The organism is Zobellia laminariae, from assembly GCF_030553095.1.
GTDB lineage: Bacteria > Bacteroidota > Bacteroidia > Flavobacteriales > Flavobacteriaceae > Zobellia > Zobellia laminariae.
Genome location: NZ_CP130738.1, coordinates 3,455,292 through 3,480,720, shown reverse-complemented (window position 1 = coordinate 3,480,720; position 25,429 = coordinate 3,455,292). Strand labels below are relative to the sequence as shown.

Here is a 25,429-nt window from a genome sequence, read left to right as displayed (position 1 = left end):
AATAAAATTGTTGATTCAATAGAGTAACGTATTGTAATTACCCTTCTTTTTCACGAAATTTAGAGAAATTAAATATAAAACACCGCAAAATATCCAATTTATGGGCAAAACTATCATAATCTCAAATAGACTACCCGTTCAATTACAAATTAGCAACGGAGACATTACTGCAATACCAAGTGTTGGTGGTCTGGCAACGGGAATGAAGTCCGTCCATTCAGGTGGCGATAGCCTTTGGATTGGCTGGAGTGGACTTACCGAAGAGGAAATTCCAAAAGAACTTGAATCCAAAATAGACGCTGCACTTGCTGAACACAATTCTTCTAAAGTAAAGCTTACCGAAGAAGAAGTAGATGGATTTTACTACGGATTTAGCAATAGAACCATTTGGCCTTTATTTCACTACTTTTTAGAATATTCAGAGTTTCAGCTAGATTATTGGAACACCTATAAAGAGGTTAATCAAAAATTTGCCGATGCTATTTTGGCAAATACAGAGGATGATGATACTATTTGGGTACATGATTATCAACTTATGTTAGTACCACAGATGGTGCGGAAAGAAAGACCGGATGTATCCATAGGTTTCTTTTTACACATTCCGTTTCCTTCATTTGAAATTTTTAGAACACTACCTTGGCGTGAAGAACTATTGGAAGGTGTATTAGGTTCTGACCTTATAGGTTTCCATACTTATGATTATGAAAGACACTTTCTTAGTTCCGTAAGACGCTTGTTAGGCCTTGAAGTCAGTTTTAACGATATTACCATGGGCGACCATGTGATCAAAGTGGATTCTTTCCCCATGGGTATCGATTACAAGAAATTCAGCGATGCGGCTAAAATTCATTACAATAAATCAAAAGACGAACAATCGGAGTTGCAACAGCGACTTAATACGCATCAAGAAACCGATCCAGATGCTAAATTCATTTTGTCCATAGACCGTTTGGATTATAGTAAAGGTATTGCGAAACGACTAAATGCTTTTGAGTATTTCTTAAATAAGTATCCACAGTACAAAGAAAAGGTAAGGCTTATTATTTTGGCTGTTCCTTCGCGTTCTAACGTACCGCAATACCAATTACTAAAAAGAGAGATAGACGAATTGGTTGGCCGGATTAATGGCGAATTTTCAACCGTAAGTTGGACACCTATTTGGTATTTCTACCGCTCTATGCCGTTTGAAAACCTCATAGATCTATATACTTCTAGTGATATTGCTTGGCTTACACCGTTACGGGATGGTATGAATCTTGTGGCCAAGGAATATATTGCAACACGTACCGATCAGACCGGTGTTTTAATTTTAAGTGAAATGGCGGGTTCTGCGAACGAAATGAATGAATCATTACTCGTTAACCCTAATAATTTTGAACAGACCGCAGATGCATTGAACGAGGCTATAAATATGCCAGTTGAAGAGCAAAAAGCACGAAATTCAATACTACAGAAAAGATTAGCTCGCTATAATGTTGAGAAATGGGCCAACGATTTCATGACCTCCTTAAAATCTCAGAAAGAACGTGAAGCAGCGAATGTTTCTCATAAGCTTACCGATAAAATCTTTGAATCACTATCTGAAAAATATACAAAAGCTAAAAAGAGATTACTTTTCTTAGACTATGACGGCACCTTAGCTGGTTTTCACAATGACCCTCAAAAAGCTAGTCCGGATGAACAACTATATAAACTACTGGACAAGTTAAACAGCCAGCCCGGTACTGTACTTTACTTGATAAGCGGAAGGGATAAAGACACCTTTACCAAGTGGTTCTTACCTAAAAAATACAACATGATTGTTGAACATGGTGTATGGATTTCGCAAGAAGGAGAACCGTTTAGAATGTTAGAAAACGTAAAGAACGATTGGATGGAGCATGTACGCCCAGTATTGGAATCTTTTGTTGACCGTACACCATAAGGAAGTTTTATTGAAGAGAAAAACTACAGCTTGGCTTGGCACTATAGAAATACCGACCCAGATTTTGGTGAAAAAAGAGCCATGGAACTTTCTGAAACGTTAACCAGTCTTATAGGCACAGATGACTTAAGCTTACTTAATGGAAATAAAGTTGTTGAAGTTAAGAGCAGTAATGTAAATAAAGGGCGTGCTTCTACACGTATACTTGGCGAAGATGAATATGATTTTGTTTTTGCTATTGGTGATGATTGGACAGATGAGTTCATGTTTCAAGAACTACCCGAAAGCACCGTTACCGTAAAAGTGGGGCGCCAGCAGACCTCTGCTAGATTTTACGTAGAGAATACACTAAAAGTTAGAGATCTTTTACAGAAATTTGCTAAACTGTAAAAGCCAACCCAACCAGATGAGAATAAAATACGTTCTAATAATAGCTTTGCTATTTTCTTTACCAAACCTTCAGGCCCAACAGAATACGGAAGTATATCTTTTGGACATAAAGACGGTAAACGGTAAGACCGAAATGGTCAATCCAAGAAACATAAGCAATAATGAAGGATATGATAATCAACCATCATTCTATAACGAGAACACCATTTTATTCTCATCTACTAGGAGGGGTCAAACAGACATTGCCAAGTACGATGTAAAAACTGGTGCGCTAACCTATATTTCAGACACACCACAGGGTAGTGAATATTCACCTTTAAAAATTCCTGGTAAGAATTCTACTTCTGCAATTCGTTTGGATACTACGGGTTTACAACGCCTTTACGAGTACAGTATTTGGGATGGTACATATACCGAAATTCTTAAGGACCTTAGTATAGGCTATCACGTTTGGTTTGATGAAGAAACAATTGTATCCGCAGCGCTGGGAAATGAAGGTCTTGATTTAGTAGTTTCTAATATTAAAAACGGAAGCCATGATACTATTTACAGCAATGTAGGTCGTTCGCTTCATAAAATTCCAAAAGAACCTCATTAGTTTTATTAGTAAGAAAAATGACCCTTGGGAGGTGAAATCTTTAGACCCAAAAACGGGCAAGATTAAAACCATCACCACAATGTTCAAGAATATTGACGACATCTGTTGGCTTGACAATGGCATATTATTGCTGCCGATAATAAAACATTAATGGAGATTGCCCCTGAAGAAAGTAAAGAATGGAAACGGTTTTTACGATTGGATAAAAAAGGACTGAACAACATTAGCCGTATTGCAGTGAGCCCAAACGGAAGCCACCTATCCCTTGTGGTAGAACAAACTCCAGAGGCTATTGTACAGAATCAATTAGATGCCTACAATGCTAGAAACCTTAAAGCTTTTCTAAACACCTATTCAGAGGACATACAAGTATTTAATTTTCCAAATGAATTAAGTCTTGAGGGCAAAGAAGCTTTAAAGGAAAGGTATGGCGCTTTTTTTGAATCGACTCCAGACCTACACTGCAAGATTAAAAACCGCATTATTATTGGTAATAAAATTATAGATAAAGAAAAGGTTACCATAAATGGATTAACCCATTGGGTGGTTGCCATCTATGAAGTGGAAAACGGTAAAATTGCCAAAGTTACTTTTGTTCGGTAAGTTCTATTGAAGCCGCGCGCCCATATACTCCCCATAATTATTCTCTCGCAATTCGCTTGTACCTCCTTATGGTTTGCCGGCAATGCCATTGTGGACGAGCTTACTCTTAAAACAGGATTAGGTCCTGAAATTATTGGCTATGTGCTGTCTTCCGTGCAATTTGGTTTTATTATAGGTACGTTGGTTTTTGGCCTTTTTATGATTGCAGACCGGTTTTCACCTTCCCGAGTATTTATGATTTGCTCAATTTTGGCAGCAGCTTGTAACTTTCTTTTGCTTTCCGAAGTTCTATCTAAGTGGACACTCCTATTTGCACGTTTTGGTACGGGTTTTTTTCTTGCTGGTATTTATCCGGTAGGAATGAAAATAGCAGCAGATTATTACCAAAAAGGTTTAGGAAAGGCTTTGGGTTATTTAGTAGGCGCACTCGTTTTAGGAACTGCATTTCCTTATTTTGTGAGCGGTACTAGTTTAGGTAGTGATTTTACTTTAGTCATAAAAATTACCTCCGCACTCGCTATTACAGGTGGGTTAATATTATGGGTATTTGTTCCCAATGGGCCATTCCGTAAACCAAGCGCCAAGCTTTCATTAGGTGCTGGACCCTTACTTTTTAAACTCCACACTTTTAGACAAGCAGCATTTGGTTATTTTGGTCATATGTGGGAACTCTATGCCTTTTGGGCATTTACGCCACTAGCCATCCAAACTTATAATATTATAAGTGGTGCGAAGCTTTCCATTCCCCTATATACAGGGGTTGTTATAGCCTTAGGCGGACTTTCTTGTGTTCTAGGCGGATTAATCTCATTGCGAACTGGCAGTCGTAAAGTGGCGGTAATTTCATTGCTTCTATCCGGTCTTTTCTGCTTGCTTTCTCCCCTACTCTTTGTGCTACCAACAGAATTATTTTTAATAGGGTGGTGTTTTTGGGGTATGGCGGTAACGGCAGATTCTCCTCAGTTCTCAAACTTAGTAGCCGGCTCAGTACCACCAGAATTAAAAGGTACGGCATTAACCCTCGTAAACTGCATTGGTTTTGCCGTTAGTATTTTTAGCATACAATTGCTTTCTGCCTTAGCGGAGACAATTAATGTCACTTACCTTTTTACTGTTTTGGCTTTAGGCCCGGCTATTGGACTCTTAGGCCTACTGGGGAAGAAGAAGGATAAAGCCTAGATTAAACACTTCAAACTCTGTTTATAAGAACCTAGCATGTCAAAAAGTACACTAAATTGGAGTAAAGTTTTGGTTTAAACCCATCAATTATAGAAAAAATAAAGGCTGTTGGTCATTTGTCGATTAGCATGTGAAACTAACAGAGATCAGCACGTAAAAACATTATACTAAACCAACAGAAACAAGGCCTAAAACACTGGTTTTAACAATAATAGACTTTACTAAACGTTAAATTTATGTAAGAATAAACCTATAGAATTATATGGTAATAAATTACACACCCCCGATTTCTCGTAAAAACATAGTAATCTTTCTTCTATTGATATGCACAGTATGGTGCCATTCCCAAAATCTTGTGGTAAACCCAAGCTTTGAGGAATTTATTGCTTGCCCTGATAATTTGGGTATTGCAAAGGATAACATAGTAGGATGGTCCGTACCCACAGACGGAACTACTGACTACTTTAATACCTGTAGCGTTGCAATGGGCGTGCCTTATAATTTTAATGGTAATCAACAACCAAAAAACGGGTTGGGATATTTGGGCTTTTATTTATTTGCTGCCAATGATTATCGTGAATTTGCGCAGGGGCAACTAATGGAACCTCTTATAAAGGATACTGAATATGTAGTCAGTTTTTATATTAGTCTGGCAGAAAAATCTCAGTATGGTATAAAATATATAGGAGTTCTATTCTCTGAGAACGAACTAAATACGGCAAATTCCAAATCTCTATTAAAATATAAAAAGACAGAATCACGAGTGATCAATTTCACAGAGATTGGCAATCCCAAGTACTTTGCAGACAAAGAGGAATGGATGTTTATATCCTTCAGAACAAAAGCAAGGGGAGGTGAACGTTTTTTAACGATCGGTAACTTTAGAAACAACCAATCTACTGTAAAGAACACTACTAATGGAATTAAAAGTGCTGGCTATTATTATTTGGACATGGTATCGATTAAACCGGTTATGAATGATCCTTTTGATAGGGATTTTCTGCTGGACACTAACTATGTACTAAATGATGTTCTTTTTAAGACCGACGAATATTCCTTGGATGGGAAGGCCAAGAAAAGTCTTCAAATTTTGGCAGATAGATTGAAAAAAAATCCTTCATTACATTTAACCGTTCATACACATACTGATACTGACGGATCGGACCAGTACAATAAATCACTTTCTACAAAACGGGCATTGGCCATAACTGAATACCTAGTTCTATTAGGTGCTGCCAAAGAACGTTTAAAATTTATTGGTCATGGCGGGGAAAAGCCCATTGCCGACAACTCCCAACCTGAAGGCAAGGAAAAAAACCGCAGAGCGGAATTTGAACTTTCTAAAGGCAAATTCAAGGAGTTAAATAACAACACCGGTTTTGCCGAGACCATTTTTGAAGATGAACAGTAAAGTTTACTCGGAACTATTATCTTAAACTACCCTTGTAAGAAATTAGCACTTTCATAAGTAAACTAAATTTGTATTTTAGTCGAGAATTTAATTTAATAATCTTCTATCTCTTCATACAGCTAGGTTATTAAATAATACGTAGGTGATACATGGCAAACTGTAAAAATTGTAATTCTACAATTAGTGAAGAAGATAATTATTGTAATGAATGTGGCGCAAAAATAATTAAAGAGCGGATAACTTTAAAAAGTTTATTCTCACACTTACTGGTTGCTTTAGGTTGGGACAGCAACTTTGTTGTCACCTTGAGGTATTTAATTTACAAACCTCAAGTAGTTATTCAAGAATACATAAACGGAACAAGAAAGAAGTTTGCAAACCCTTTTTCTCTTCTTGCAATTATTACCGCTATTTCAGTATTTACTTTTTAGCCAGTATTCTGAACAATACAAGCTAATGTCAAAGAACCTTGGCATAGAACAAATCGAAAAGTCAGAAACTCTAGCACCTACTATAGATAAAGGTAATATCAAAGAAGCACCTATATTTGGGTATAAAAATCAAGATGAATTTAGTGATTCTATTAATGTCTTTTCATTGAAGTACTATAACCTTATGGCTTTTTTCTTTTTACCATTTTACACACTTATTGCACGCATTGTTTTTGGCAATCCCTATAACTTTGGCGAGCATCTAGTAACTAATATATACCTACAAAGCATACTGTCTTTCTTAGGTCTTTTGTCATTTATTTTAAGCCTCACAATAGGTGTCAATTTATTTTTTAGCTTCATTATGCTACTTCCAATTTTGTATTATAGCTATACCTACAAAAAGCTGTTTCAGCTCACATTTGGTCAACTGTTATTAAGAATTTTGAAATTTGTTGGAGTACTTCTTTTATTATTCTTGATACCTGTGCTTATTGGTTTTTTCTGGGGCTATATAACCAAATAATAACAACTAATTTCCTTTGTATGAGGTATGAAGTAGATTTCGTTTTTATTCATACTATCTAATTGTAACAATTTAAAATACATCTCTAATATGAAAAAAAACATCAAGGCATTTATCAAAGAAATTGTTCCAATAATAGCCGGTATTTTGATAGCTATGTATATTAATAATTGGAATGAAGACAGAAAAGACAAGAAATACATCAATCAAATATTTTCATCTATCAATAAAGAGTTAGCCGAAACCAATATAGATATCACCGAAAAACTAGGCATACATGAATCCCTTATTGATACTGTAGACTTTTACTTAAAAAACGATTCAACATCTATTTTAGAGATAATACGAAAAGCTGAAGGCATTAAGATTCCTTCAATAAGAATTAACTCCTGGAAAGCTATCTCCAATTCAAAAATTGAATTAATGGATTATGAAAAAATATCTGCTTTGGCGAATATTGAAGAACAAAAAGGGGTTTTACAGATGAAAAGAGAATATCTAATGAATTTTATTTATCCAAATACAAAAGAAACAGGAATAGATAAAAAAGAACTCCTAACAATCTTGATTCGAGATATAACGGTTACAGAAAAAATGATACAAAATGAGATTGATAGAATTACAAATGATTAATGCTTGTCACCCATTATGACCATAATAAATATGGCTATTATTACTAATTTAAAACTCTTAGGTATTTACGAATGCTAAAAGCACTAAATCCAAAATTAATTCTTGTAGTTTCAGTCTTTATAAGTCTTTTATCATGCGTGGATACGAAACCAGAATTGATTCAATTATACTTTCAAAAGGACTTGTTACCAGAAGGCATTGCCATAGACAGCCGTACTGAAAAAGTATATCTGAACAGTCTTAAACACAACAAAATAGTAAGTAGCTCTATTAATGGGAATAATCCTAAGATATTTTTAGAAACTAACGAATATAACTATCTGTCTGGTTTTGGAATGACAATCAAAGGAGATACCTTATACGCCCTAGGCAATAGTTTACCAGAAGGAAAGAGTAAATCTATCCTTTTACTCCTGCAACTTTCCACTGGAGCTTTAATTGACTCTTACTCTATTAAGGATTCCGTTTCTCACTATTGGAATGATTTGGCTATAAGCACTACTAATCAAGTTTTTATCACAGACTCCGAAAGCAATAAAATCTATACGATACAAAGACCCAGTAAAACCATCGAAATTTATTTGGATTCTGAAGCTATTCCCAACTCCAACGGTATCACTATTTCCGCTAATGACAACTATTTATACCTAGCATCAGACAACGGAATAGCTGTTTTAGAAACAGCGTCTAAAAAACTACTGAATAAACCAAAAGAGGAGTATTCCAGTATTGATGGCTTAAAATATTATAAAAATAATTTATACGGAATCGTAAACGGCTGGGGTGAACAATCACAAAACGGACTGTTTAAATTTGAACTTAATTCTACCGGTACGGAAATTCTAAAAAGCAAAAAATTAGTAGAGTTTACAGAGCGTTTCAGAATTCCTACCACTTTTGACATTTGCGACGGCTACATCTATTTTATAACGAATACACAAATAGATAACCTAGACGGCAATACTAATGAGATTCTGGACTTAAATACCCTGGAGCCCTATAGAATGATGAAAACTCCATTGAAATAACTAGTACAGTTGAAACCATTTATGAATACCTATTTTCAGAATTTAAAGAACAAAAAAAGGTGAAGCTATTGGCTTCACCTTTTATATTAAAAATAGTATCTATTACTTTTGGCAAAGGTTGGCTGAAAACACCCCCTCAATATAGTGCTCTCCTTTTTCTGAGTCTCCCCCTCTTACTCTTCCTGAAATAGTTGTTTCCGTAACTTCCGTAATAATAACCTCTGCTCCAAAATAAGAAGCTGTCCCAGAATCCTCTCCGTCTTTATAGAAAAAATAAGGGCCGTTTCCTTCATACTCACCATAAGGTTCTAATTCCGTTGCAGACTCCACGAAAAAGGAAACATCTCCAATAGATTGAAACTCATCACACTCCTCTACTTCACTAAAAAGTTTAAATTCATAACCTGCATCTCCAAAACTTTCTCCTTTTGTAAAATGAGTAGTTGCAGGAGTAAATGCTACAGAATTTACTAAGCCGGAAACCGCTGCTGTACTAATTTCAGCTTCTTTAGAACCTTCTTCCTCTCCATCATCTGTTGAACAGGAAATAAAAAATGTACTACATGCCAATACAAGACTTGGGATAATAAACTTACGCTTCATCTATTTCTTTTTTAAAGTTTAGAGAGGATTGAACGAATAAAACATTCATTTATTTAGTTAAGCCATGAATTAGTTTTATTATATATTAAGTTCAAACGATTAATTATTAATTCCGCAGATAACAAAATTGGTATCTCATTAAACAAAATAAAAAAGAATAGTTAGTATCTTGAAAATAGCTTTAAAATTTGCCAAAAAGGTTTCCGTGATTTTATCATCAAAATAAAACTCAATTGAAAAGCAATACTACACACAAGCAGACAGTAATATTTTTTAGGCGTTTTAATTTTTATAATAGGAATACCATATTAATTTTATTTTAATTTTATTTTTTTAACATAAATTACTAAATTTCAATTGCTTAATGAAGCAAGTTAGTTCCCCTAGTATTTGTTGACTGAAACATTATTCCCCCTATTTGTTGTAAAAACAACCAATTGAATAGAATAATAACCAATAATTATATACTATGAGAACAATTAAAAAGATTACGCTTTTTACGCTTGCTGTACTTTTTACTCCGTTAATCTTTAACGCGCAAGAAATTTCGGCTACTATGGAGTTCGAGAATGCCGAAGCCAATGTAGCAATCGTATCGAATTATGTAAATGCACTTCAAAACGAAGATGTGCAAACTATGGTAGCACAATTAGCAGATGATGCAAAAATTTATGGCTTAACTGGAGGTCCTTCAAACGAAATGAACCCCACACAGTTATCTGAATATTACAAGGAAAGCTTCGCAACCACTAAACATAAGATTGACGAAAACACAGCCTATGCACCTATAAAAGTGACTGGTGGAATAAACGAGGGCGAGTGGGTCATGGTTTGGACTACCGATACCATTAGCCATAAGGAAACAGGTCAAGAGATTGCGATACCTGCACAGGTAACCTGTATTTTAAAAAACGGTAAAATTGCGATGATGGCCCATTATTACGATCAATTGAATGTGATGATGTCTATGGGCTACACGCTACAACCCCCTTCGAAAAAATAAATAAACTTGTCTTATTGATTTTGAATAAAAACATATAAAGCATATCCGACCGAATTAACTAGTGCGTAAAAAGAACTTGTCATAACATCGCTTATACTGTATTCTAAATTCCTTTTAAAATACTTTCGGATTTCCTATTTAGTTTGTATTCACTAAATTAAGTGCTTAAAATGTGCATCTAACTGTATACGACGTGTTGGAAGCCGCCTAAGCACAAATTCTTATGAGAGCTGCAGTTTATACAGAATATGGTCCGCCAGAAGTTCTTAAGTTAACGGAGGTGGACAAACCACGCCCAAAAGACAACGAAATTCTGGTGAAAATTCATGCCGCAACAGTAACCTCTGGCGATGTGCGACTACGAAGCTCAGATTTTCCGGCACTTTTCTGGTTACCTGCAAGACTAATATTCGGTCTTTTTAAACCAAAAAAGAGCATCTTGGGTCATGAATTATCCGGAGTAGTTGAAGACAAAGGAAAAAATGTAACCAAATTTGCTATTGGTGATCACGTTTTTGGGACTACAACAATGCTCAATGCTGGTTCTTACGCGGAATATATTTGTTTGCCACAAGAGTGGAAACATGGTGTGGTTGCTATTAAACCGAAAAAACTCAATTTTAAAGAAGCTGCCGCCCTACCTATTGGAGCTATGACGGCTATGTACTTATTAGAGAAAGCAGAAGTAAGCAAATCGAAAAAAGTGCTGATTTATGGCGCCTCTGGTAGCGTAGGAAGCTATGCTGTTCAACTTGCAAAGTATCACGGTACTTCCGTAACAGGAGTGTGTAGCGAGGCAAATTTTGAGATGGTTAAATCTCTTGGTGCGGAAAATTTAATAGATTATAAGAAAGAAGATTATTCACTACTACCACAAAAGTTTGATATTGTTTTTGATGCCGTTGGTTACACAACCAAGTCCAAAGCAAAAAAAGCACTAAATAAAGGAGGAAGGTTCGTTTCCGTAAAAATGTTGACCAAAGAAAAAACAGAACATCTTTTAAAAATTAGAACACTCGCCGAGGAAGAAAAACTAATTCCTTTCATTGACAAAACTTTTCTCTTAGATGAAATAGTAAAAGCTCATGAATATGTGGACCAAGGCCATAAAAAAGGTAATGTGGTAATTGAAATAGTAAAGTAATGTATGAAACGCTTAAATGAATAGCAGCACCTCACCAGTAGAAATTTAATATAATCTAGAACGCTTCAACTTTGCAAACTATCTGCCTTAACCCTACATTTAAACATCATATTCGTAACTCAAACTTTATCCATTGAAAAAACTGCTCCCAATCCTTTCTAGTATATTTCTATTTTTTTCATGCAATAATCAAATCCAAAAAAAACAGGAAAAGGAGGCAGAAAACAGTAAAGACAAGACCTTAATGGCAATATTTGCCCACCCAGATGATGAGATTGTAATTTCTCCCATCCTCTACAAATACGCTAAAGAAGGTGCTACTATTCATTTAGTAATTGTTACCGATGGCTCCAAAGGAGTCACTCCTCACGCTAATATCCCTGCTGGAGATTCACTTGCTAGCATACGCGCCCAAGAAGCCTTGTGTGTAACAAAAACCCTGGGGATTAATCCTCCAACTTTTTTGAATTATACTGATGGTGACTTAGCGTTGAATGAAAACCTATTTTCGTTAGATGATAAAATTGACAGTCTATTCATAAAACACCATCCTGAAGTAGTAATCACTTTTGGACCTTATGGGGAATATGGTCATTCTGACCATCGTATGGTTAGCAATATCGTTACAGAAGTTTTTCAAAGGGAAGCATCTGAAACCCAACAACTACTCTATTATGGCTTTCCTAAAGAATCTAAAGACCATAAATTAAAACTGAATACGAACTTGGTAACATGGTTCAATGAGAATTTAAAAACTACGCAAAAGAGATTTCTCACTTACAAAATATCCTTTAGCCAAGAAGATTTAAAATTAGGACACGAAGCATCTAGTTGTCATAAATCTCAATACACAGCTGAAGCTATAGATGATTTATTTTCTATGATGGGACAAACAGACAGCTTAGTCTACTTTAGACCCTGGAATGGCTCTAAGGCAGTCAGAAATGATATTTTTGACTAGAAAATTGAATTCAAAAGTGAGGTAAGTACCGCTACATACAGATTAACCTATAGGATAGTACTAAATTTTAAATGAGTAAATTTCACAAGAAATTAAAAAAGAAGTATTTGAAACCAAACATTAATAAAATGATTAAAAAAATTAGCACATCAGTAGCAACGATATTAACTATTGGTTTTTTACTAATACTTAACAGCTGTGGCAATACCTCTAAAAAAACGAATACAGCAACAACTTCTGACACAGATGAAAAAGAAGTTGTAAAAACTGTTTATGCAAGTGACGTTATTCCGTTTTTTGACGATTGGAAATTGATTTTAGGTGATGGTTCAAATGCGGGTATTGCAAATAACTTTGAAAACAAAGATTTCTTTTATACTGAAAATGATGGCACTAGTAATTGGGTGGTATTTAAGGCTCCCAATGGTGGCGACACGCATGGAACCTCAAATAATACAAGAACTGAATTAGCACAAATAAAAAAGTGGTATCCAAAAACCGCTAACGATAAATTAACCGCTACCCTTAAAGTAATGAATGTATCTGCTACCGGAGATGCTCGCGTAGCAGCTTCTCATGCTGTTGTGGTCGGACAGATTCATAGTGCAGATAAATTTGAGAACGAGCCACTTAAAATATTTTACAAAAAATTTATGGTCATACCAAAGGTTCGGTTTTTTGGCATTATGAAATCAATACAGCAGGCGATGACAATTCTAAAAGATGGGATTATTCCTCAGCAGTTTGGGGTAATGACTTTTCCGTTGTTGGTACTGATGAAAACACCTACCCAGAAGAACCTAAGGATGGTATTGCTTTAGGCGAGGAATTTAGTTATGAAATAGAAGTTAAGGACGGAATAATGAACTTAACGTTTACAAGTAAAGATCACGAAACTAAAACCTTTACAAAAAACTTAATCGAGTCCGAATACGCTACAAAAGCAGACATACCTGAGCAAACACAAAAATTATTTGTGCCAATTGGTCAAGATGGCGTAGAACGTAAAGAGGCATATACTGGCGAAGGTTGTTTCTTTAAACTTGGTGCTTACAACCAAACAAATGGAAAGTCTCCTGAAGTAAATAAAAACTGGTGTTCTGGGGCGGAAACGCATAACGGTGACATTCAAAAGCAATATGCAGACGGAAACTATGCAGAGGTTTGGTTTAAAACAGGAAGCATATCTGTAAGTGAAGATGCGGTATCTAATGAAGGTTATTTTACCAAAAATGATTAGAATTAGAAAATGAAGGACTTGAAAATAAAGAACCTATATTTTTATCCTATAAAATCTTGTCAAGCAATAGAAGTAAATAACGTAACTATTGAAAAAATTGGATTTAAATATGATCGGTCCTTTGCGGTAATTGATTCACAAAATAAGATTTTAACGGCCAGAGAGAATCCAAAACTCCTAAATATATCTTCAACAATTGATGATGGAAATTTGCTTCTTTCAACACCTGAAAAACCTTCTGTTTCTATAGATTTAAACAAGGTTTTGACTAGTAAAATTGATATCCAAATATTCAGTGATACCGCGAACGCTAAAGTTGTTGGTAGTGAAACAGATGATTGGTTATCTGATACGCTGAATAAAAAGCCGACTAGTTGCTATACATTCAGAACAACTTAGACGAGTGAAATCGAAATACAACGGAAAGGAAAATGATTTCATTTCATTTAGCGATATTTCGCCTATTCATTTAATTTCCGAAGAGTCCCTGAACGATTTAAATTCTAAATTAGAGAGTCCGGTTACTATTCAAAACTTCAGACCAAATATTGTAGTATCAGGATGCGCTGCGTACGAAGAGGATAATTGGAGTAGCATTACCATTGGTGATTGCGAATTTGAAGTAACACTTAAAACACCCATAAGTGTAAATTTACCACAATTGACCCAATCACAACACAAGTTCATAGTAAACAAGAACCATTAAGAACATTGGCTACATATCGGAAAGAAAGTAACAGTATCAACTTCGGGATATATTTAACGCCTAAAAAAATAGGCGCTATTAGTACAACTGACGAAATAATAGCTGCTAGGTAAAATCTTCTTCTATTTGTAAATTTTTATCCGTAATCCGTATTCCATTTAGGTTTTATTAATCCACTTTTCTGTTGTCGTTAATTGCAGTATTTCATCGATTTGATTATTACGAGATATGTAGGAAAAGTTACATTCGCTCCTAAAATAAACATCTATGTCTACTATTTTTAGGCCGCTTGATTTCCTCCTGTTTTTTACATTATGTTTCTCAAATTTTGTACTAGCCCAACCTAATAAAGGGCAATTAATTAAAGCATCGGTTGGCTATGGTCTAACCATTCCTCTTGAGGATTATAATATAGGTGGTACTGGATTTTATACTCAAGGAGAATACGTCATTGGCATACGCAAATGGTTTGGTGTTAGGCCTTATGCCGGGGTCATTTTTACTTCTCCCAATGAAACTGTTACGGCCGCTAGTCTTGCACAGTATAGAGTTACAACGAAGGCTTTTATGTTTGGTGGCAAGATTCGTATAGTTGCACCCATACCGTATGTAGCTCCTTATTTTGAGCTTGGGCTTGGTTCGTCAATTGGTTCTTTTGAAACCTATACCCCAACGAAGCATATAAAAGCTAATGGTATACAATTCCATGTACCTTTTAGTTTAGGTCTTGCTATAGGTAAAAATCACGACTTTGAACTTGAATTAACTTATTACAGTTACCCTTCTCTAGAACAGGTTTCCGGAGCCATGGCACTGGGGTTTTCTTTTCCTCTAAATTGATAAAATCCTTTTTAAATAGAATTAATTACAACCAAATTGAAATTTAAAAGGTTTCCATTTTCTATTAAATTCTACATAAATAATAAGCTTCAAAAATTTTAAACCTTTATCTTGAACTCTGTTCAATAGACTTAAAATTTTAAAATGAAGAAAATACTAGTATCAATACTTCTGGCAACAACATCAGTTGCTTTTTGTCAAGAATTTACAGAACAAGACACCTTAAGGGGAAGTATTACACCAGAACGCGAATGGTGGGACCTCAACTATTACCATCTGGATGTAGCAGTAGACCCAGACAAAAAGTTTATTTCCGGAAGCAATACCATCCGCTATAAAGTGTTGAAAAAGAATCAAGTGATGCAGGTTGACCTTCAACCACCTTTGACTATAGAAAAAGTAACTCAAGACGGCAAAAAACTGGAAGTAGTAAATAATGGAAATGCCCATTTTGTTCAGCTGAAGAAAAAACAAAAAAAAGGTGATTTTAACGAAATCAAAGTATACTACTCAGGTCATCCAAAAGAAGCGATTCGTGCTCCGTGGGATGGTGGATTCTCTTGGAAAAAAGACCCTAATGGCAATGACTTTGTAGCGACTTCTAACCAAGGGCTGGGCGCTAGTGTTTGGTGGCCTAATAAAGACCATATGTATGACGAAGTAGATAGTATGCTCATTAGCGTAAAATCTCCAAGAGGACTTATGGATGTCTCCAACGGTAGGTTAAGAAAAGTAGACGAGGATACCAATACCTACCATTGGTTTGTTGCTAACCCTATTAACAACTACGGCGTAAATATTAATATTGGCGACTATGTCCATTTTGGTGAAAAGTACGATGGCGAAAAAGGTACTTTGGACATGGATTACTATGTGCTTAGAGATAATCTTGAAAAAGCCAAAGAGCACTTTAAAGATGCTCCAAAAATGATGGAGGCCTTTGAATATTGGTTCGGCCCCTACCCTTTTTATGAAGATAGTTTTAAGCTGGTAGAAGTGCCTTATTTGGGTATGGAACACCAAAGTTCCGTTACCTACGGCAACCAATATATGAAAGGGTATTTAGGTAGGGACTTATCTGGAACTGGCTTAGGTTTAAAATTCGACTTTATTATCATTCACGAATCTGGTCACGAGTGGTTCGCAAACAACATTACCTATAAAGATATTGCGGACATGTGGATCCATGAGAGCTTTACGGCTTACTCGGAAAACCTGTTTCTAGATTTCCATTTGGGCAAAGAGGCTTCGGCAGACTACGTAATTGGTACGCGTACAAAAATTCAAAATGACAAGCCTATAATTGGTCCGTATGACGTAAATACCGAAGGTTCAAAAGACATGTATTACAAAGGTGCCAATATGCTCCACACCATAAGACAATTGGTAAACGATGATGAAAAATGGCGACAAGTGCTACGTGGACTAAATAGTGAGTTTTACCACCAAACGGTAACCACAAAACAGATTGAAGAGTATATTTCAAAAAAATCAGAAATAGATCTTTCAAAAGTATTTGACCAGTATTTAAGAACTACAAAGATTCCGCTTTTTGAATATAAGATAGATGGTAACCAATTAAAATATCGGTATACAAATATTGTAGATGGTTTTGCCATGCCACTTAATATACTAGTTGATGGTAAGCCACAAACCCTCTCCCCTACGGCAGATTGGAAAAGTCAAGAGTTAGACGGTGACCTATCTACTTTAGAGGTAGATCGTAATTATTATGTAGACCATAAGCAGGTAAAATAATTAAGTATACGGCATAAAAAAAGCGGCCCACATTTTCATGTGGGCCGCTTTTCTATTTTAAAGAAGAGTTTTACTCCGTTTTATCTGCTCCTTTTTCTTTAAGAACAACTGTCTTCATTCCAGTAAGCGGAATGGTTCCTTCTTGTCCTTTATCCGTATAGCTTGCGGTAATTACCATCACCTTATCATCTTTAGTAGGTTTAGGAACAATACTACCAGAAGCAGGAAGTGATTTTAGCTTCTCTGCGGTATCGGCCAATGACATAATATACTCAACAACCTGTCTGGTTTCATCCTGCGTAATATTAGGATGAGCAGGCATTACTACCTCTCCCCAAACACCGCCACCACCGGCAACAATCTTCTTCTGCAAGTACGATTTAGCTTTCTTATCGTTTTTGTATTTATCGGCTACAGCCTTATAATTCGGCCCTATAGATGGGCTTGCCTCTTTGTGACAAGTTTTACAATCCATGCCTTGCGTTAGTGCTTTGCCCATAACGGCGGCAGAAACTTGTTGATGACCTAAAGACATGTTCTGTTCGTCAAAGCTTTCTAAATAATCTACAGACACGAAAATGTTCTCTGGATCAATAACGTCACCATCGGCATCAGTAGCTTTTACTTCATACTTTACAGGAACTCCTTTTTCAAAAATAGCGGTTCCATCATTTAAAGTAATAGCTACTTCAGGTCTTGAGTTTCCCGCAACTACAGAAATCACATCACTCATTGCAACATCACCTTTAGCATCTTTTACTTCAACAGAAATTCTATACTCTCCTGCAGTAGCAAACGTATGGCTTATTTGTGGTTCAGTGGTTTCTTTAGTCTCTCCATCACCCAAATTCCAAACATAAGAAATGGCATCATCCTCACGATCTCTCGCATCTACTTTTGCGTTAACCGTAAGCGGTAATTTACCCGAAGTATGGTCTACAATCATATCATCTATAACCGGTGGACGATTGCCTCCATTATATTCGATATAACTTAAACCTGAATTCTCATTTTGTGTAAACCAACCACTACCATACTCTAACAAATAGACTCTACCATTTGGGCCCATTTCCATATCAATTAAACTATTCACTTTAATATCAGAAGCAAAAGGTTCCATTTTATTGAATGTTCCGTCATCAAAGAAGGTTACGGCTTTCATCCATCCACGCATCCAATCGTAAATAATGGTCTTACCATCAAAATAATCCGGTAATCCACCTCCGTTAGGATATAAATCTGAATAATACGTTGGTCCTGCCATAGCATTCCTACCACCAGAACCTACTTCTGGAAACTCTTTTGAATCTACATAAGGATAATAGATATAAGCTCCTTTTGCTGGTGGAAGTTCGCGAAGTCCTGTATTGTTCTTAGAATCATTGATTGGCTTTTGCGGATCAAAAGTAATACCGCTTTCACCTGTCTCATAGTCGTAATCTACATACGGTTTGTTATCTGCAATGAATAATGGCCAACCAAAGTTACCGGCTTCCGTAGCACGGTTCATTTCATCGTAACCTCTTGGTCCACGTGTATCCAACTTGTCTTCGCGAGCATCTGGTCCTACCTCTCCCCAATACAACGCACTAGTCTTTTGATCAACTGAAATACGGTATGGGTTTCTATGTCCCATAGTGTAAATCTCTGGACGCGTTTTTTCTGTTCCTTCAGCAAACAAATTGCCTGCAGGAATATCATAACTACCGTCTTCGTTTATTTTTAAACGGATAATTTTTCCTCTTAAATCATTGGTATTTCCAGAAGCTCTACGAACATCATACTGCTCATGGCCCGGAATATCATTTAACGGTGCAAAACCATTGCTAACATACTTTACTCCTTTTTCATTGAAAGGTGTAGAATTATCTCCTGTAGAAAGGTATAACAACTTGTCTGGTCCAAAAGCAATAGAACCACCGGTATGACAACAAATCTCTCTTTGTGAATCCACATCTAAAATGACCTGCTCAGAAGCCAAATCAAAAACCCCATCCTTATATTGGAAACGAGATAAACGGTTTACCCACTTATCACCTGTAGGAGAATAATAAAGATATATCCAGTTGTTAGTTGCAAAATCAGGGTCTTTCTGAAGTCCCATTAAGCCTTCTTCCGCATTTACTCCTAGTGTGTTCAAAGTCTTAAAATACACATCTAAAGAAGCTATTTCTTTTAGCTCTTGCGTAGCATCATTATATAAGGCAATCTGACCACGACGTTGTGCAATAAGCACATCATTATTAGGTAATACCGCCATTTCTGTAGGTTCAAAGAACTCACCTACGCTCAACTGTTTTTTTGTGAAACGGTCTACATCTGGTGGTATTTGTGTAGTCGCCTTAGAGTAGTCTAAAACCTCATTCTTACCAATGGCATAATTAATGCCACCTAGTAAATGTTTTAAGAAAAGGTCTTCTGAAAACGTTTCGTCTGTATGGCCAGCTCCCGTATAGAAAGCCCTACCACCATCAAACTCATGATACCATGCAAATGGGTGGTAATCTCCATTTGTACCGCCTTCATAAGTAGACTCATCTACCGTCATCACCACATGAACATCTGGGTTCAGTTTGTTGTAATTGTAAATTTCGTCACTTCTATGCCAAACAGAATCCGTAAAAAATTCTGTTGCGCCAAAGTTCTTATCGGTAACAATAAAGTCGGCTTCGGGTGTACCTTTTGGGTGGCTTCTAAATTGAGCTCCTACCAATTTTGTGTACCAACCCCAATCATATTCTGTATCTGCCGCGGCATGTATACCTACATAACCTCCACCAGCTTGAATATACCTTTCAAAGGCTGCCTCTTGTTTAGCATCTAAAACGTTTAATGTGGTACTCAAAAAGATAACCGCAGAATATTGCTTTAGATTTTCCTCATTAAAAAGTTCGGAGTCTTTTGTGGCATCTACTTCAAAGCCCTGTTCGCCACCTAGTTTTTGAATGGCAGCAATACCAGCTGGAATAGATTTGTGTTCCCAACCAACGGTTTTGGAAAAAACCAATACTTTAGGTTTACCTTCTCTTTTGTGATTACCATCGCCACAACTGGCAACAATCAGTCCTAATACTAGGACTAGTATGGATACTGTTTTTTTCATAAATGAATTGCTTGACTTATTTGGTTTAGTTTGAAAACAAGTTTTAAATGTAATGATTCGCTATCTAATCGCCCAAAATGAAGTGTTAGAAATACAGTTTTGGGAAAATATTAATACACTTTGACCGTCAATTTATCATAACTTGAAAACTCAGAAGACTTTTAAATACAATTTACCGATGACCGACGAGAATAAATATTGGACGGAACGTTATAAAGAAAACAAAACAGGTTGGGATATTGGTTACCCTTCTACCCCCTAAAAGAATATATAGACCAACTTACGGATAAGGATATTTCTATCTTAATACCAGGAGCTGGTAATGCCTATGAGGCAGAATATTTATGGAAAAAAGGTTTTAAGAATGTTCATGTCATGGATATTTCGGAAATCCCGCTTCAACACTTTCAAAAGAGAATACCGGATTTTCCTAAAGAGCAATTATTACAAACAAACTTCTTTGAACACGACACTCAATATGACCTTATACTTGAGCAAACCTTTTTCTGCTCATTTGTACCAACTGATAAAAATAGGAATGCATATGCCCAACAAATGGCAAACCTTTTAAAGCCTAACATGGGGTAAGCTTGTGGGTCTTTGGTTTGATATTCCTCTGACCGGTGATATGGTAAAACGCCCTTTTGGAGGTACGAAGGAATTATATCTTAATTATCTAAACCCACATTTTAGTACAACTACTTTTACAAACTCCTATAACTCTATTCCACCACGCAAGGACAGTGAACTTTTTGGTATTTTTCTCAAAAAGTAAAAGGCAAACCAAGTTCTCATCTGCTATAAATTTGGAGCAAGATGTTCAATGGCGAAAGATTCTCTTTTTTGACCGCATTATATTTCTTCAAAAGAAAAAAGAAAGTATTTTTGCGATGTGAAGCAATGCGTAATACTTTTCGTAGCATTTATAATGATGGTCAAACCTCTTTGGCCAGTGGCCGAGTATGTGGCCAACTATGACTATATCAAAAATGTATTGTGCGAGAATAGAGATAAACCAATGCTTAACTGCGATGGTAAATGTTACCTAGCCAAGCAACTTGCCAAAGAATCGGAAGAGAATAGTAAAAACCCTTTTGGAGAAAAGAGTTCTAAAATAGAAATACAGACTACGGTCTACTTTCAATCACTTTTAAAAATTAATCTTGATTTTATTCTAGATTACGAGAAAACTGAAATTTCCAAAATGGATTCTAATTTGAAATCCACACTTCTTACTTCAGATATTACCGAGCCACCCGAATTGGCTTAATACCCTTCTACATCCAAGCTATGTTCTTCTGCGTCTAACACTGACCAGAAGCCAGCGTTATCATTCAAAAAATAGACATGCTTGCGCCTTATTTTGGCTGTAAGCAACTGTCAACAAACAAAATTCTAAAAAAAACGGATTCAATCTGACCTACCAAAAAATAGGCATTCAGTTTATCCATTCTATAAAATATTCACTGATGAAAAATTCTTTATTAGCCCTTTCTGCCGTATTCGCACTTTTTATGACCTCCTGCTCAAGTGATGACAATGCAAGCGATGATGACGCCCTAATGGGAAGTGGTGAAATCTCTATTAAATATGACAACGGTTTTAACGGTAACGATTTAGTATTGGGAACTGCAAATGCGGCCAATGCCAACGGAGAAGCTATTACCATTAATCGGTTTAATTATATCGTAAGCAACTTTAGATTAGTAAACGCGGCGGGTGAAGAATTCACCTATGCAAAAGATGATAGCTATTTTATCATCAATCAAGAAACAGAAGATGATCAAATAGCACTTGCAGATATTCCTACTGGAGAATATACTACCTTAAAATTCGGCGTAGGTATAGACCAAGAAAAGTACTTACAAGGTGCTGAAGGCCAAGGTGATTTCTTAACTCTTGCCGAAGACAATAATATGATGTGGTCATGGCAAGCGGGTTATAAATTCTTAAACTTTGAAGGTACGTTTACCTCTGAAACCATAACCGAAGCTACAGAATTTAAAATTCACATGGGTAGCCACGGCTCTAGCCTTGATAATTATAAAGAAGTAACATTAGAGCTACCAAATAACGTTGTTGTTGGTGATGGTGTAGATTCTAATATTCACCTAAAAATTGATGCTTCTAAAATATTAGTAGGTGATACCAATAGTATTGAGCTAACAGAGAAGCAAGAAATTATGGTGGATGCTGAAAAATCTCCACAGATAGCGGTAAATACTTCTGAGATGTTTGTAGTTGACCACGTTCATAATGGCGACGGACACTAGTCTACAGTGCATAAATTTATAGCCGGCCTTTTTTTGGGCCGGTTATAATAATAAAGTGAAAATGCAAAAAACTAATATTCTTGCTATACTCATAACACTGGCATTATGGTCATGTAATTCTTCTGATGATGAATACACAGCCATAAACGAACCTTTGGAATTTTCCGTACCCTCTAATTTTCCGGAGGCTGTTTATGATTTAGAGTCAAATCCGCCTACTACAATAGGTTTTGAACTTGGTAAAAAACTCTTTTACGATGGTCGCCTGTCTAGTAACGGTTTTATTTCATGTGGTTTTTGCCACGAACAAAAAACGGCATTCACCCACCATGGCCACCAGTTTAGTCATGGTATAGATGATTTGGAAGGGGTCAGAAATACGCCAGCAATACAAAACACGGCTTTTATGAAGGAATTTGCTTGGGATGGAGCAACGAATCATTTGGACTTATTCCCTATAATTCCTATTACCAATGAGGTAGAAATGGGTGAAACAGTAAGTAATGTTCTTTCTAAGCTAAAAAGTGATGAAGAATACCAAAAACTATTTGCTTCCGCCTTTGAAGATGGAGAAGTGAATAACGAAAACTTTTTAAAAGCACTTGCCCAATTTATGGTAATGATGGTTTCTGCGGATTCTAAATATGATAAATATGTGCGCCAAGAAGATGGTGGAACTTTTACCGATGAAGAAAAAGAAGGCTTTGCTGTTTTTACCAACAAATGTGCCTCTTGCCATACATCGGACCTTTTTACTGATGATGCTTTTAGAAACAATGGTCTAGCTCCAAACCCTTCTCTTAATGACATAGGCCGTGAAGAAGTAAGCGGCGATGCTGCTGACCGCCACAAGTTTAAAGTACCCAGCTTAAGAAATGTAGAACTTACCGCTCCTTATATGCACGATGGTAGATTTGGCACTTTAGAAGCTGTACTTGATTTTTATAGCAACTCTGTTACGGATTCTCCTACCCTAGACCCCATTTTAAATAAAGATGGTGAATTGGGTATCGCTTTAACTGAAAATGAAAAAACTACGTTACTGGCCTTTTTGGGCACATTAACGGATGAAACTTATATAAATGACGAACGATTTGCAGAATATTAGAATCCTATATAGGTTTATAGCCTTTATAGGTATAAGTCTCTACACTACGATTTCTTACGGTAACGATAACCCAAAAGCAATTGACCCAACCCCAACCGAATGTGCAAACCATCTTCATTATGAAGGTGAGTATTTTGATTTTTGCGATACCTGTGGCTGTGGTAGTAGTGGCGGCAGTATGGGCTATGGCACAGGATTGAACAATAATTTCATAGGCTTGCGCTATATAGGTCAAGAGTACCGCTCTAGAGACGGAATTTTTGCAGACTCACCCCATAACCGAAAATTTCAATACCGTACAAGCTTGGGCCAATATACCTATTACTAAAAAAGCTATTCTAAATGTTATTGTTCCCTATCAATTTCACAACAGAATATTGCCGGATAATACAGAACAAAACATAAATGGCATAGGCGATATTAGCATACTAGGATATTACAACCTACTTAAAGCTAGACCAGATAGCGTGGTAACCATTAAGCCCGAACATTATCTACAATTAGGTGGTGGTATTAAGATGCCTACCGGAAAATATGATAAAGACAACAATGAAGGAAGTGTAAACCCCAGTTTTCAATTGGGTAATGGTAGTTGGGATTATATTTTAGCTATGAACTATGGCTTTACCTATAGAAATTGGGGTGTGAGCGCTATGGCCAATTATACCATCAAAACTAAGAATCCAAAAAACTATCAATTCGGAAACCAGTTGAATTTGGGTATAAATGCCTTTAAAACGTATTACGTTTCAGACTTTGCCATTACACCAATTATAGGTGTAGCCGAAGAAATATACGGCACCAATCAAGAACTAGGTTTTAATGTTGCTGATACCAAAGGTGATATTTTCTTAGGAAAATTAAGTGTGGAGGCTAGCTACAATAGATACGCGTTGGGCCTAACCGGTATGCTACCCATTAGTCAAAATTTAAATAGTGATAAAGTAGAACTTCGTAATAGGCTTTCGGTCTATTTGAACATCAATTTATAGCTTACTTTTTCACTTCAGGTCCTGTTTTCAATGTTTGATAGTCATTGGGAGCAGGGCCTTTTTATTTCTACTCTTTAATATCAACATAGACAATTGCAACTTATTAGTAAAAACTGACTATAAGACACATTATACTTCTTTGCTCTTAACAGCCTTTTAAGAAGTATAATTTAAAGTTTTTGGTATATTTAGAGCTTTACCAATGTTAATTCAACTTGTTTTCTTAGAAAACGAAATCCCTAAATTTTAATGAAGAAAGTTCTAATAGGTTTAATTTTTCTATGCTCAATTTTAACCAATGCCCAAGAAACTGGCGAAAATAGTTTGGGTACATGGCACATGTATTTTGGGACCAATAAAGTTTCAGATAAATTCAGTATCCATACAGAAGGTCAGCTACGTTATTACGAACAAGCAGATAACTTTAATCAGCTTTTATTACGTACCGGCCTCAATTACCATATCAGCTCAGATGCCATTGCAACCATGGGTTACGGTTATATTACCACAGATGGTACTTTTGAGGAATTTCCCGATGAGACCAACACAAAAGAGCACCGTATTTTTGAACAGCTTATTCTAAAAAATAAAGTAGGTGAGTTTCTTTTTGAACACCGTTACAGATTAGAACAACGTTTTCTAGATTTTGGTAATGCTACAGATACTCAGCATCGTGCCAGATACAGGCTGCAAGTAACGCTGCCGTTAACGGATATCTTTTTCTTGAATTTCTATGATGAGATTTTCTTAAACCTGCAAGACGATGTTTTTGGACAGAACCGTTTATATGCAGCCCTTGGTGTGAACGTAACCAACAACCTAAGTGTACAGGCCGGTTATCTAAAAAATCATTTTCCTTCAGCAAATTTTGATCGTTTGCAGATAGGTGTCACCTATAATCCCGACCTAAGAGGTATATTTAAAAAGAATGATAGCGGCAGTTAATAGTAACTCTCATAACTATCTAATTAAAAC

24 protein-coding genes and 2 pseudogenes are annotated in these 25,429 nt (G+C 36.1%); 24 read left to right on the top strand and 2 right to left on the bottom strand.

The window, feature by feature from the left end; all coding sequences use genetic code 11:
* The first annotated feature begins 100 nt into the window (after positions 1–100).
* The 9 genes and pseudogenes from Q5W13_RS16690 to Q5W13_RS16650 all read left to right on the top strand — a co-directional run bounded on the left by Q5W13_RS16690 (position 101) and on the right by Q5W13_RS16650 (position 8,723).
* Positions 101–2,314 (top strand): annotated as a pseudogene (locus tag Q5W13_RS16690) (bifunctional alpha,alpha-trehalose-phosphate synthase (UDP-forming)/trehalose-phosphatase).
* Positions 2,315–2,330: 16 nt separating this feature from the next.
* Complete coding sequence (locus Q5W13_RS16685) at positions 2,331–2,912, top strand: TolB family protein (protein ID WP_304443785.1); 582 nt, start codon at positions 2,331–2,333, stop codon at positions 2,910–2,912.
* Positions 2,913–3,062: 150 nt separating this feature from the next.
* Positions 3,063–3,515, top strand: coding sequence for a nuclear transport factor 2 family protein (locus Q5W13_RS16680; protein WP_304443784.1), 453 nt, complete (start codon positions 3,063–3,065; stop codon positions 3,513–3,515).
* 90 nt (positions 3,516–3,605) lie between these two features.
* Positions 3,606–4,694, top strand: coding sequence for an MFS transporter (locus Q5W13_RS16675; RefSeq protein ID WP_368662292.1), 1,089 nt, complete (start codon positions 3,606–3,608; stop codon positions 4,692–4,694).
* Positions 4,695–5,013: 319 nt separating this feature from the next.
* Complete coding sequence (locus tag Q5W13_RS16670; RefSeq protein ID WP_304443782.1) at positions 5,014–6,105, top strand: OmpA family protein; 1,092 nt, start codon at positions 5,014–5,016, stop codon at positions 6,103–6,105.
* A 149-nt stretch (positions 6,106–6,254) separates the two neighbouring features.
* The gene (locus Q5W13_RS16665) at positions 6,255–6,536 is read left to right on the top strand and encodes a DUF3667 domain-containing protein (RefSeq protein ID WP_304443781.1); all 282 of its coding nucleotides are present in this window, start codon (positions 6,255–6,257) and stop codon (positions 6,534–6,536) included.
* A 25-nt stretch (positions 6,537–6,561) separates the two neighbouring features.
* Positions 6,562–7,062, top strand: a complete 501-nt coding sequence (locus Q5W13_RS16660) for a hypothetical protein (RefSeq protein ID WP_304443780.1) — start codon at positions 6,562–6,564, stop codon at positions 7,060–7,062.
* A 90-nt stretch (positions 7,063–7,152) separates the two neighbouring features.
* The gene (locus tag Q5W13_RS16655) at positions 7,153–7,695 is read left to right on the top strand and encodes a hypothetical protein (RefSeq protein WP_304443779.1); all 543 of its coding nucleotides are present in this window, start codon (positions 7,153–7,155) and stop codon (positions 7,693–7,695) included.
* 137 nt (positions 7,696–7,832) lie between these two features.
* Entirely contained in the window at positions 7,833–8,723 is an 891-nt protein-coding gene (locus tag Q5W13_RS16650; protein WP_304443778.1) for a YncE family protein, read from the top strand.
* 102 nt (positions 8,724–8,825) lie between these two features.
* Here Q5W13_RS16650 and Q5W13_RS16645 read toward each other — a convergent pair whose 3' ends face one another.
* Positions 8,826–9,326, bottom strand: a complete 501-nt coding sequence (locus Q5W13_RS16645; RefSeq protein WP_304443777.1) for a hypothetical protein — start codon at positions 9,324–9,326, stop codon at positions 8,826–8,828.
* Between the two features lie 469 nt (positions 9,327–9,795).
* Between Q5W13_RS16645 and Q5W13_RS16640 the strand changes: the two genes are divergently transcribed.
* The 8 genes and pseudogenes from Q5W13_RS16640 (at position 9,796) to Q5W13_RS16605 (ending at position 16,978) form a co-directional block, all read left to right on the top strand.
* Entirely contained in the window at positions 9,796–10,329 is a 534-nt protein-coding gene (locus tag Q5W13_RS16640) for a nuclear transport factor 2 family protein (RefSeq protein ID WP_155595776.1), read from the top strand.
* Between the two features lie 223 nt (positions 10,330–10,552).
* On the top strand, positions 10,553–11,473 hold the full coding sequence (locus Q5W13_RS16635; protein WP_304443776.1) for an NAD(P)-dependent alcohol dehydrogenase: 921 nt from the start codon (positions 10,553–10,555) through the stop codon (positions 11,471–11,473).
* 244 nt (positions 11,474–11,717) lie between these two features.
* Positions 11,718–12,434 carry a PIG-L deacetylase family protein gene (locus Q5W13_RS16630; RefSeq protein WP_304443775.1) on the top strand — a complete coding sequence of 239 codons (717 nt, stop codon included), beginning with the start codon at positions 11,718–11,720 and terminating at the stop codon, positions 12,432–12,434.
* A gap of 128 nt (positions 12,435–12,562) precedes the next feature.
* Positions 12,563–13,674, top strand: a pseudogene (locus Q5W13_RS16625) (polysaccharide lyase family 7 protein).
* 9 nt (positions 13,675–13,683) lie between these two features.
* Entirely contained in the window at positions 13,684–14,073 is a 390-nt protein-coding gene (locus Q5W13_RS16620) for an MOSC domain-containing protein (protein ID WP_304443774.1), read from the top strand.
* 4 nt (positions 14,074–14,077) lie between these two features.
* Positions 14,078–14,380, top strand: a complete 303-nt coding sequence (locus Q5W13_RS16615; RefSeq protein ID WP_304443773.1) for an MOSC domain-containing protein — start codon at positions 14,078–14,080, stop codon at positions 14,378–14,380.
* A 267-nt stretch (positions 14,381–14,647) separates the two neighbouring features.
* Positions 14,648–15,220: a hypothetical protein gene (locus Q5W13_RS16610; protein ID WP_304443772.1), complete on the top strand. Its 573-nt coding sequence runs from the start codon at positions 14,648–14,650 to the stop codon at positions 15,218–15,220.
* Between the two features lie 144 nt (positions 15,221–15,364).
* Positions 15,365–16,978 carry a M1 family metallopeptidase gene (locus Q5W13_RS16605; protein ID WP_304443771.1) on the top strand — a complete coding sequence of 538 codons (1,614 nt, stop codon included), beginning with the start codon at positions 15,365–15,367 and terminating at the stop codon, positions 16,976–16,978.
* Positions 16,979–17,048: 70 nt separating this feature from the next.
* Here the strand turns inward: Q5W13_RS16605 and Q5W13_RS16600 are convergent, their stop codons facing one another.
* Entirely contained in the window at positions 17,049–20,081 is a 3,033-nt protein-coding gene (locus tag Q5W13_RS16600) for a ThuA domain-containing protein (protein WP_304443770.1), read from the bottom strand.
* 231 nt (positions 20,082–20,312) lie between these two features.
* Here Q5W13_RS16600 and Q5W13_RS25240 point away from each other — a divergent pair, with 231 nt between their 5' ends.
* From Q5W13_RS25240 to Q5W13_RS16565, 7 genes are all read left to right on the top strand, one after another.
* Entirely contained in the window at positions 20,313–20,669 is a 357-nt protein-coding gene (locus Q5W13_RS25240; RefSeq protein ID WP_368662291.1) for a class I SAM-dependent methyltransferase, read from the top strand.
* A gap of 340 nt (positions 20,670–21,009) precedes the next feature.
* The gene (locus Q5W13_RS16590) at positions 21,010–21,351 is read left to right on the top strand and encodes a hypothetical protein (RefSeq protein WP_304443769.1); all 342 of its coding nucleotides are present in this window, start codon (positions 21,010–21,012) and stop codon (positions 21,349–21,351) included.
* Between the two features lie 199 nt (positions 21,352–21,550).
* The gene (locus Q5W13_RS16585; protein ID WP_304443768.1) at positions 21,551–22,354 is read left to right on the top strand and encodes an MbnP family protein; all 804 of its coding nucleotides are present in this window, start codon (positions 21,551–21,553) and stop codon (positions 22,352–22,354) included.
* Positions 22,355–22,415: 61 nt separating this feature from the next.
* Entirely contained in the window at positions 22,416–23,462 is a 1,047-nt protein-coding gene (locus Q5W13_RS16580) for a cytochrome-c peroxidase (RefSeq protein WP_304443767.1), read from the top strand.
* Positions 23,437–23,790: a hypothetical protein gene (locus Q5W13_RS16575; protein ID WP_304443766.1), complete on the top strand. Its 354-nt coding sequence runs from the start codon at positions 23,437–23,439 to the stop codon at positions 23,788–23,790. The genes Q5W13_RS16580 and Q5W13_RS16575 overlap by 26 nt, the downstream gene beginning before the upstream one ends.
* Positions 23,723–24,454 carry a transporter family protein gene (locus tag Q5W13_RS16570; RefSeq protein ID WP_304443765.1) on the top strand — a complete coding sequence of 244 codons (732 nt, stop codon included), beginning with the start codon at positions 23,723–23,725 and terminating at the stop codon, positions 24,452–24,454. Before Q5W13_RS16575 ends, Q5W13_RS16570 begins: the two co-directional genes overlap by 68 nt.
* Positions 24,455–24,703: 249 nt before the next feature.
* Complete coding sequence (locus Q5W13_RS16565; RefSeq protein WP_304443764.1) at positions 24,704–25,399, top strand: DUF2490 domain-containing protein; 696 nt, start codon at positions 24,704–24,706, stop codon at positions 25,397–25,399.
* Positions 25,400–25,429: the final 30 nt, after the last annotated feature.

Bases quoted from the DNA above. Each gene is read 5' to 3' on its own strand.
- Q5W13_RS16685 (WP_304443785.1), top strand. From the start codon at position 2,331: ATGAGAATAAAATACGTTCTAATAATAGCTTTGCTATTTTCTTTACCA.
- Q5W13_RS16680 (WP_304443784.1), top strand. From the start codon at position 3,063: ATGGAGATTGCCCCTGAAGAAAGTAAAGAATGGAAACGGTTTTTACGA.
- Q5W13_RS16665 (WP_304443781.1), top strand. From the start codon at position 6,255: ATGGCAAACTGTAAAAATTGTAATTCTACAATTAGTGAAGAAGATAAT.
- Q5W13_RS16660 (WP_304443780.1), top strand. From the start codon at position 6,562: ATGTCAAAGAACCTTGGCATAGAACAAATCGAAAAGTCAGAAACTCTA.
- Q5W13_RS16655 (WP_304443779.1), top strand. From the start codon at position 7,153: ATGAAAAAAAACATCAAGGCATTTATCAAAGAAATTGTTCCAATAATA.
- Q5W13_RS16645 (WP_304443777.1), bottom strand. From the start codon at position 9,326: ATGAAGCGTAAGTTTATTATCCCAAGTCTTGTATTGGCATGTAGTACA.
- Q5W13_RS16640 (WP_155595776.1), top strand. From the start codon at position 9,796: ATGAGAACAATTAAAAAGATTACGCTTTTTACGCTTGCTGTACTTTTT.
- Q5W13_RS16635 (WP_304443776.1), top strand. From the start codon at position 10,553: ATGAGAGCTGCAGTTTATACAGAATATGGTCCGCCAGAAGTTCTTAAG.
- Q5W13_RS16630 (WP_304443775.1), top strand. From the start codon at position 11,718: ATGGCAATATTTGCCCACCCAGATGATGAGATTGTAATTTCTCCCATC.
- Q5W13_RS16620 (WP_304443774.1), top strand. From the start codon at position 13,684: ATGAAGGACTTGAAAATAAAGAACCTATATTTTTATCCTATAAAATCT.
- Q5W13_RS16610 (WP_304443772.1), top strand. From the start codon at position 14,648: ATGTCTACTATTTTTAGGCCGCTTGATTTCCTCCTGTTTTTTACATTA.
- Q5W13_RS16605 (WP_304443771.1), top strand. From the start codon at position 15,365: ATGAAGAAAATACTAGTATCAATACTTCTGGCAACAACATCAGTTGCT.
- Q5W13_RS16600 (WP_304443770.1), bottom strand. From the start codon at position 20,081: ATGAAAAAAACAGTATCCATACTAGTCCTAGTATTAGGACTGATTGTT.
- Q5W13_RS16590 (WP_304443769.1), top strand. From the start codon at position 21,010: ATGATGGTCAAACCTCTTTGGCCAGTGGCCGAGTATGTGGCCAACTAT.
- Q5W13_RS16585 (WP_304443768.1), top strand. From the start codon at position 21,551: ATGAAAAATTCTTTATTAGCCCTTTCTGCCGTATTCGCACTTTTTATG.
- Q5W13_RS16580 (WP_304443767.1), top strand. From the start codon at position 22,416: ATGCAAAAAACTAATATTCTTGCTATACTCATAACACTGGCATTATGG.
- Q5W13_RS16575 (WP_304443766.1), top strand. From the start codon at position 23,437: ATGACGAACGATTTGCAGAATATTAGAATCCTATATAGGTTTATAGCC.
- Q5W13_RS16565 (WP_304443764.1), top strand. From the start codon at position 24,704: ATGAAGAAAGTTCTAATAGGTTTAATTTTTCTATGCTCAATTTTAACC.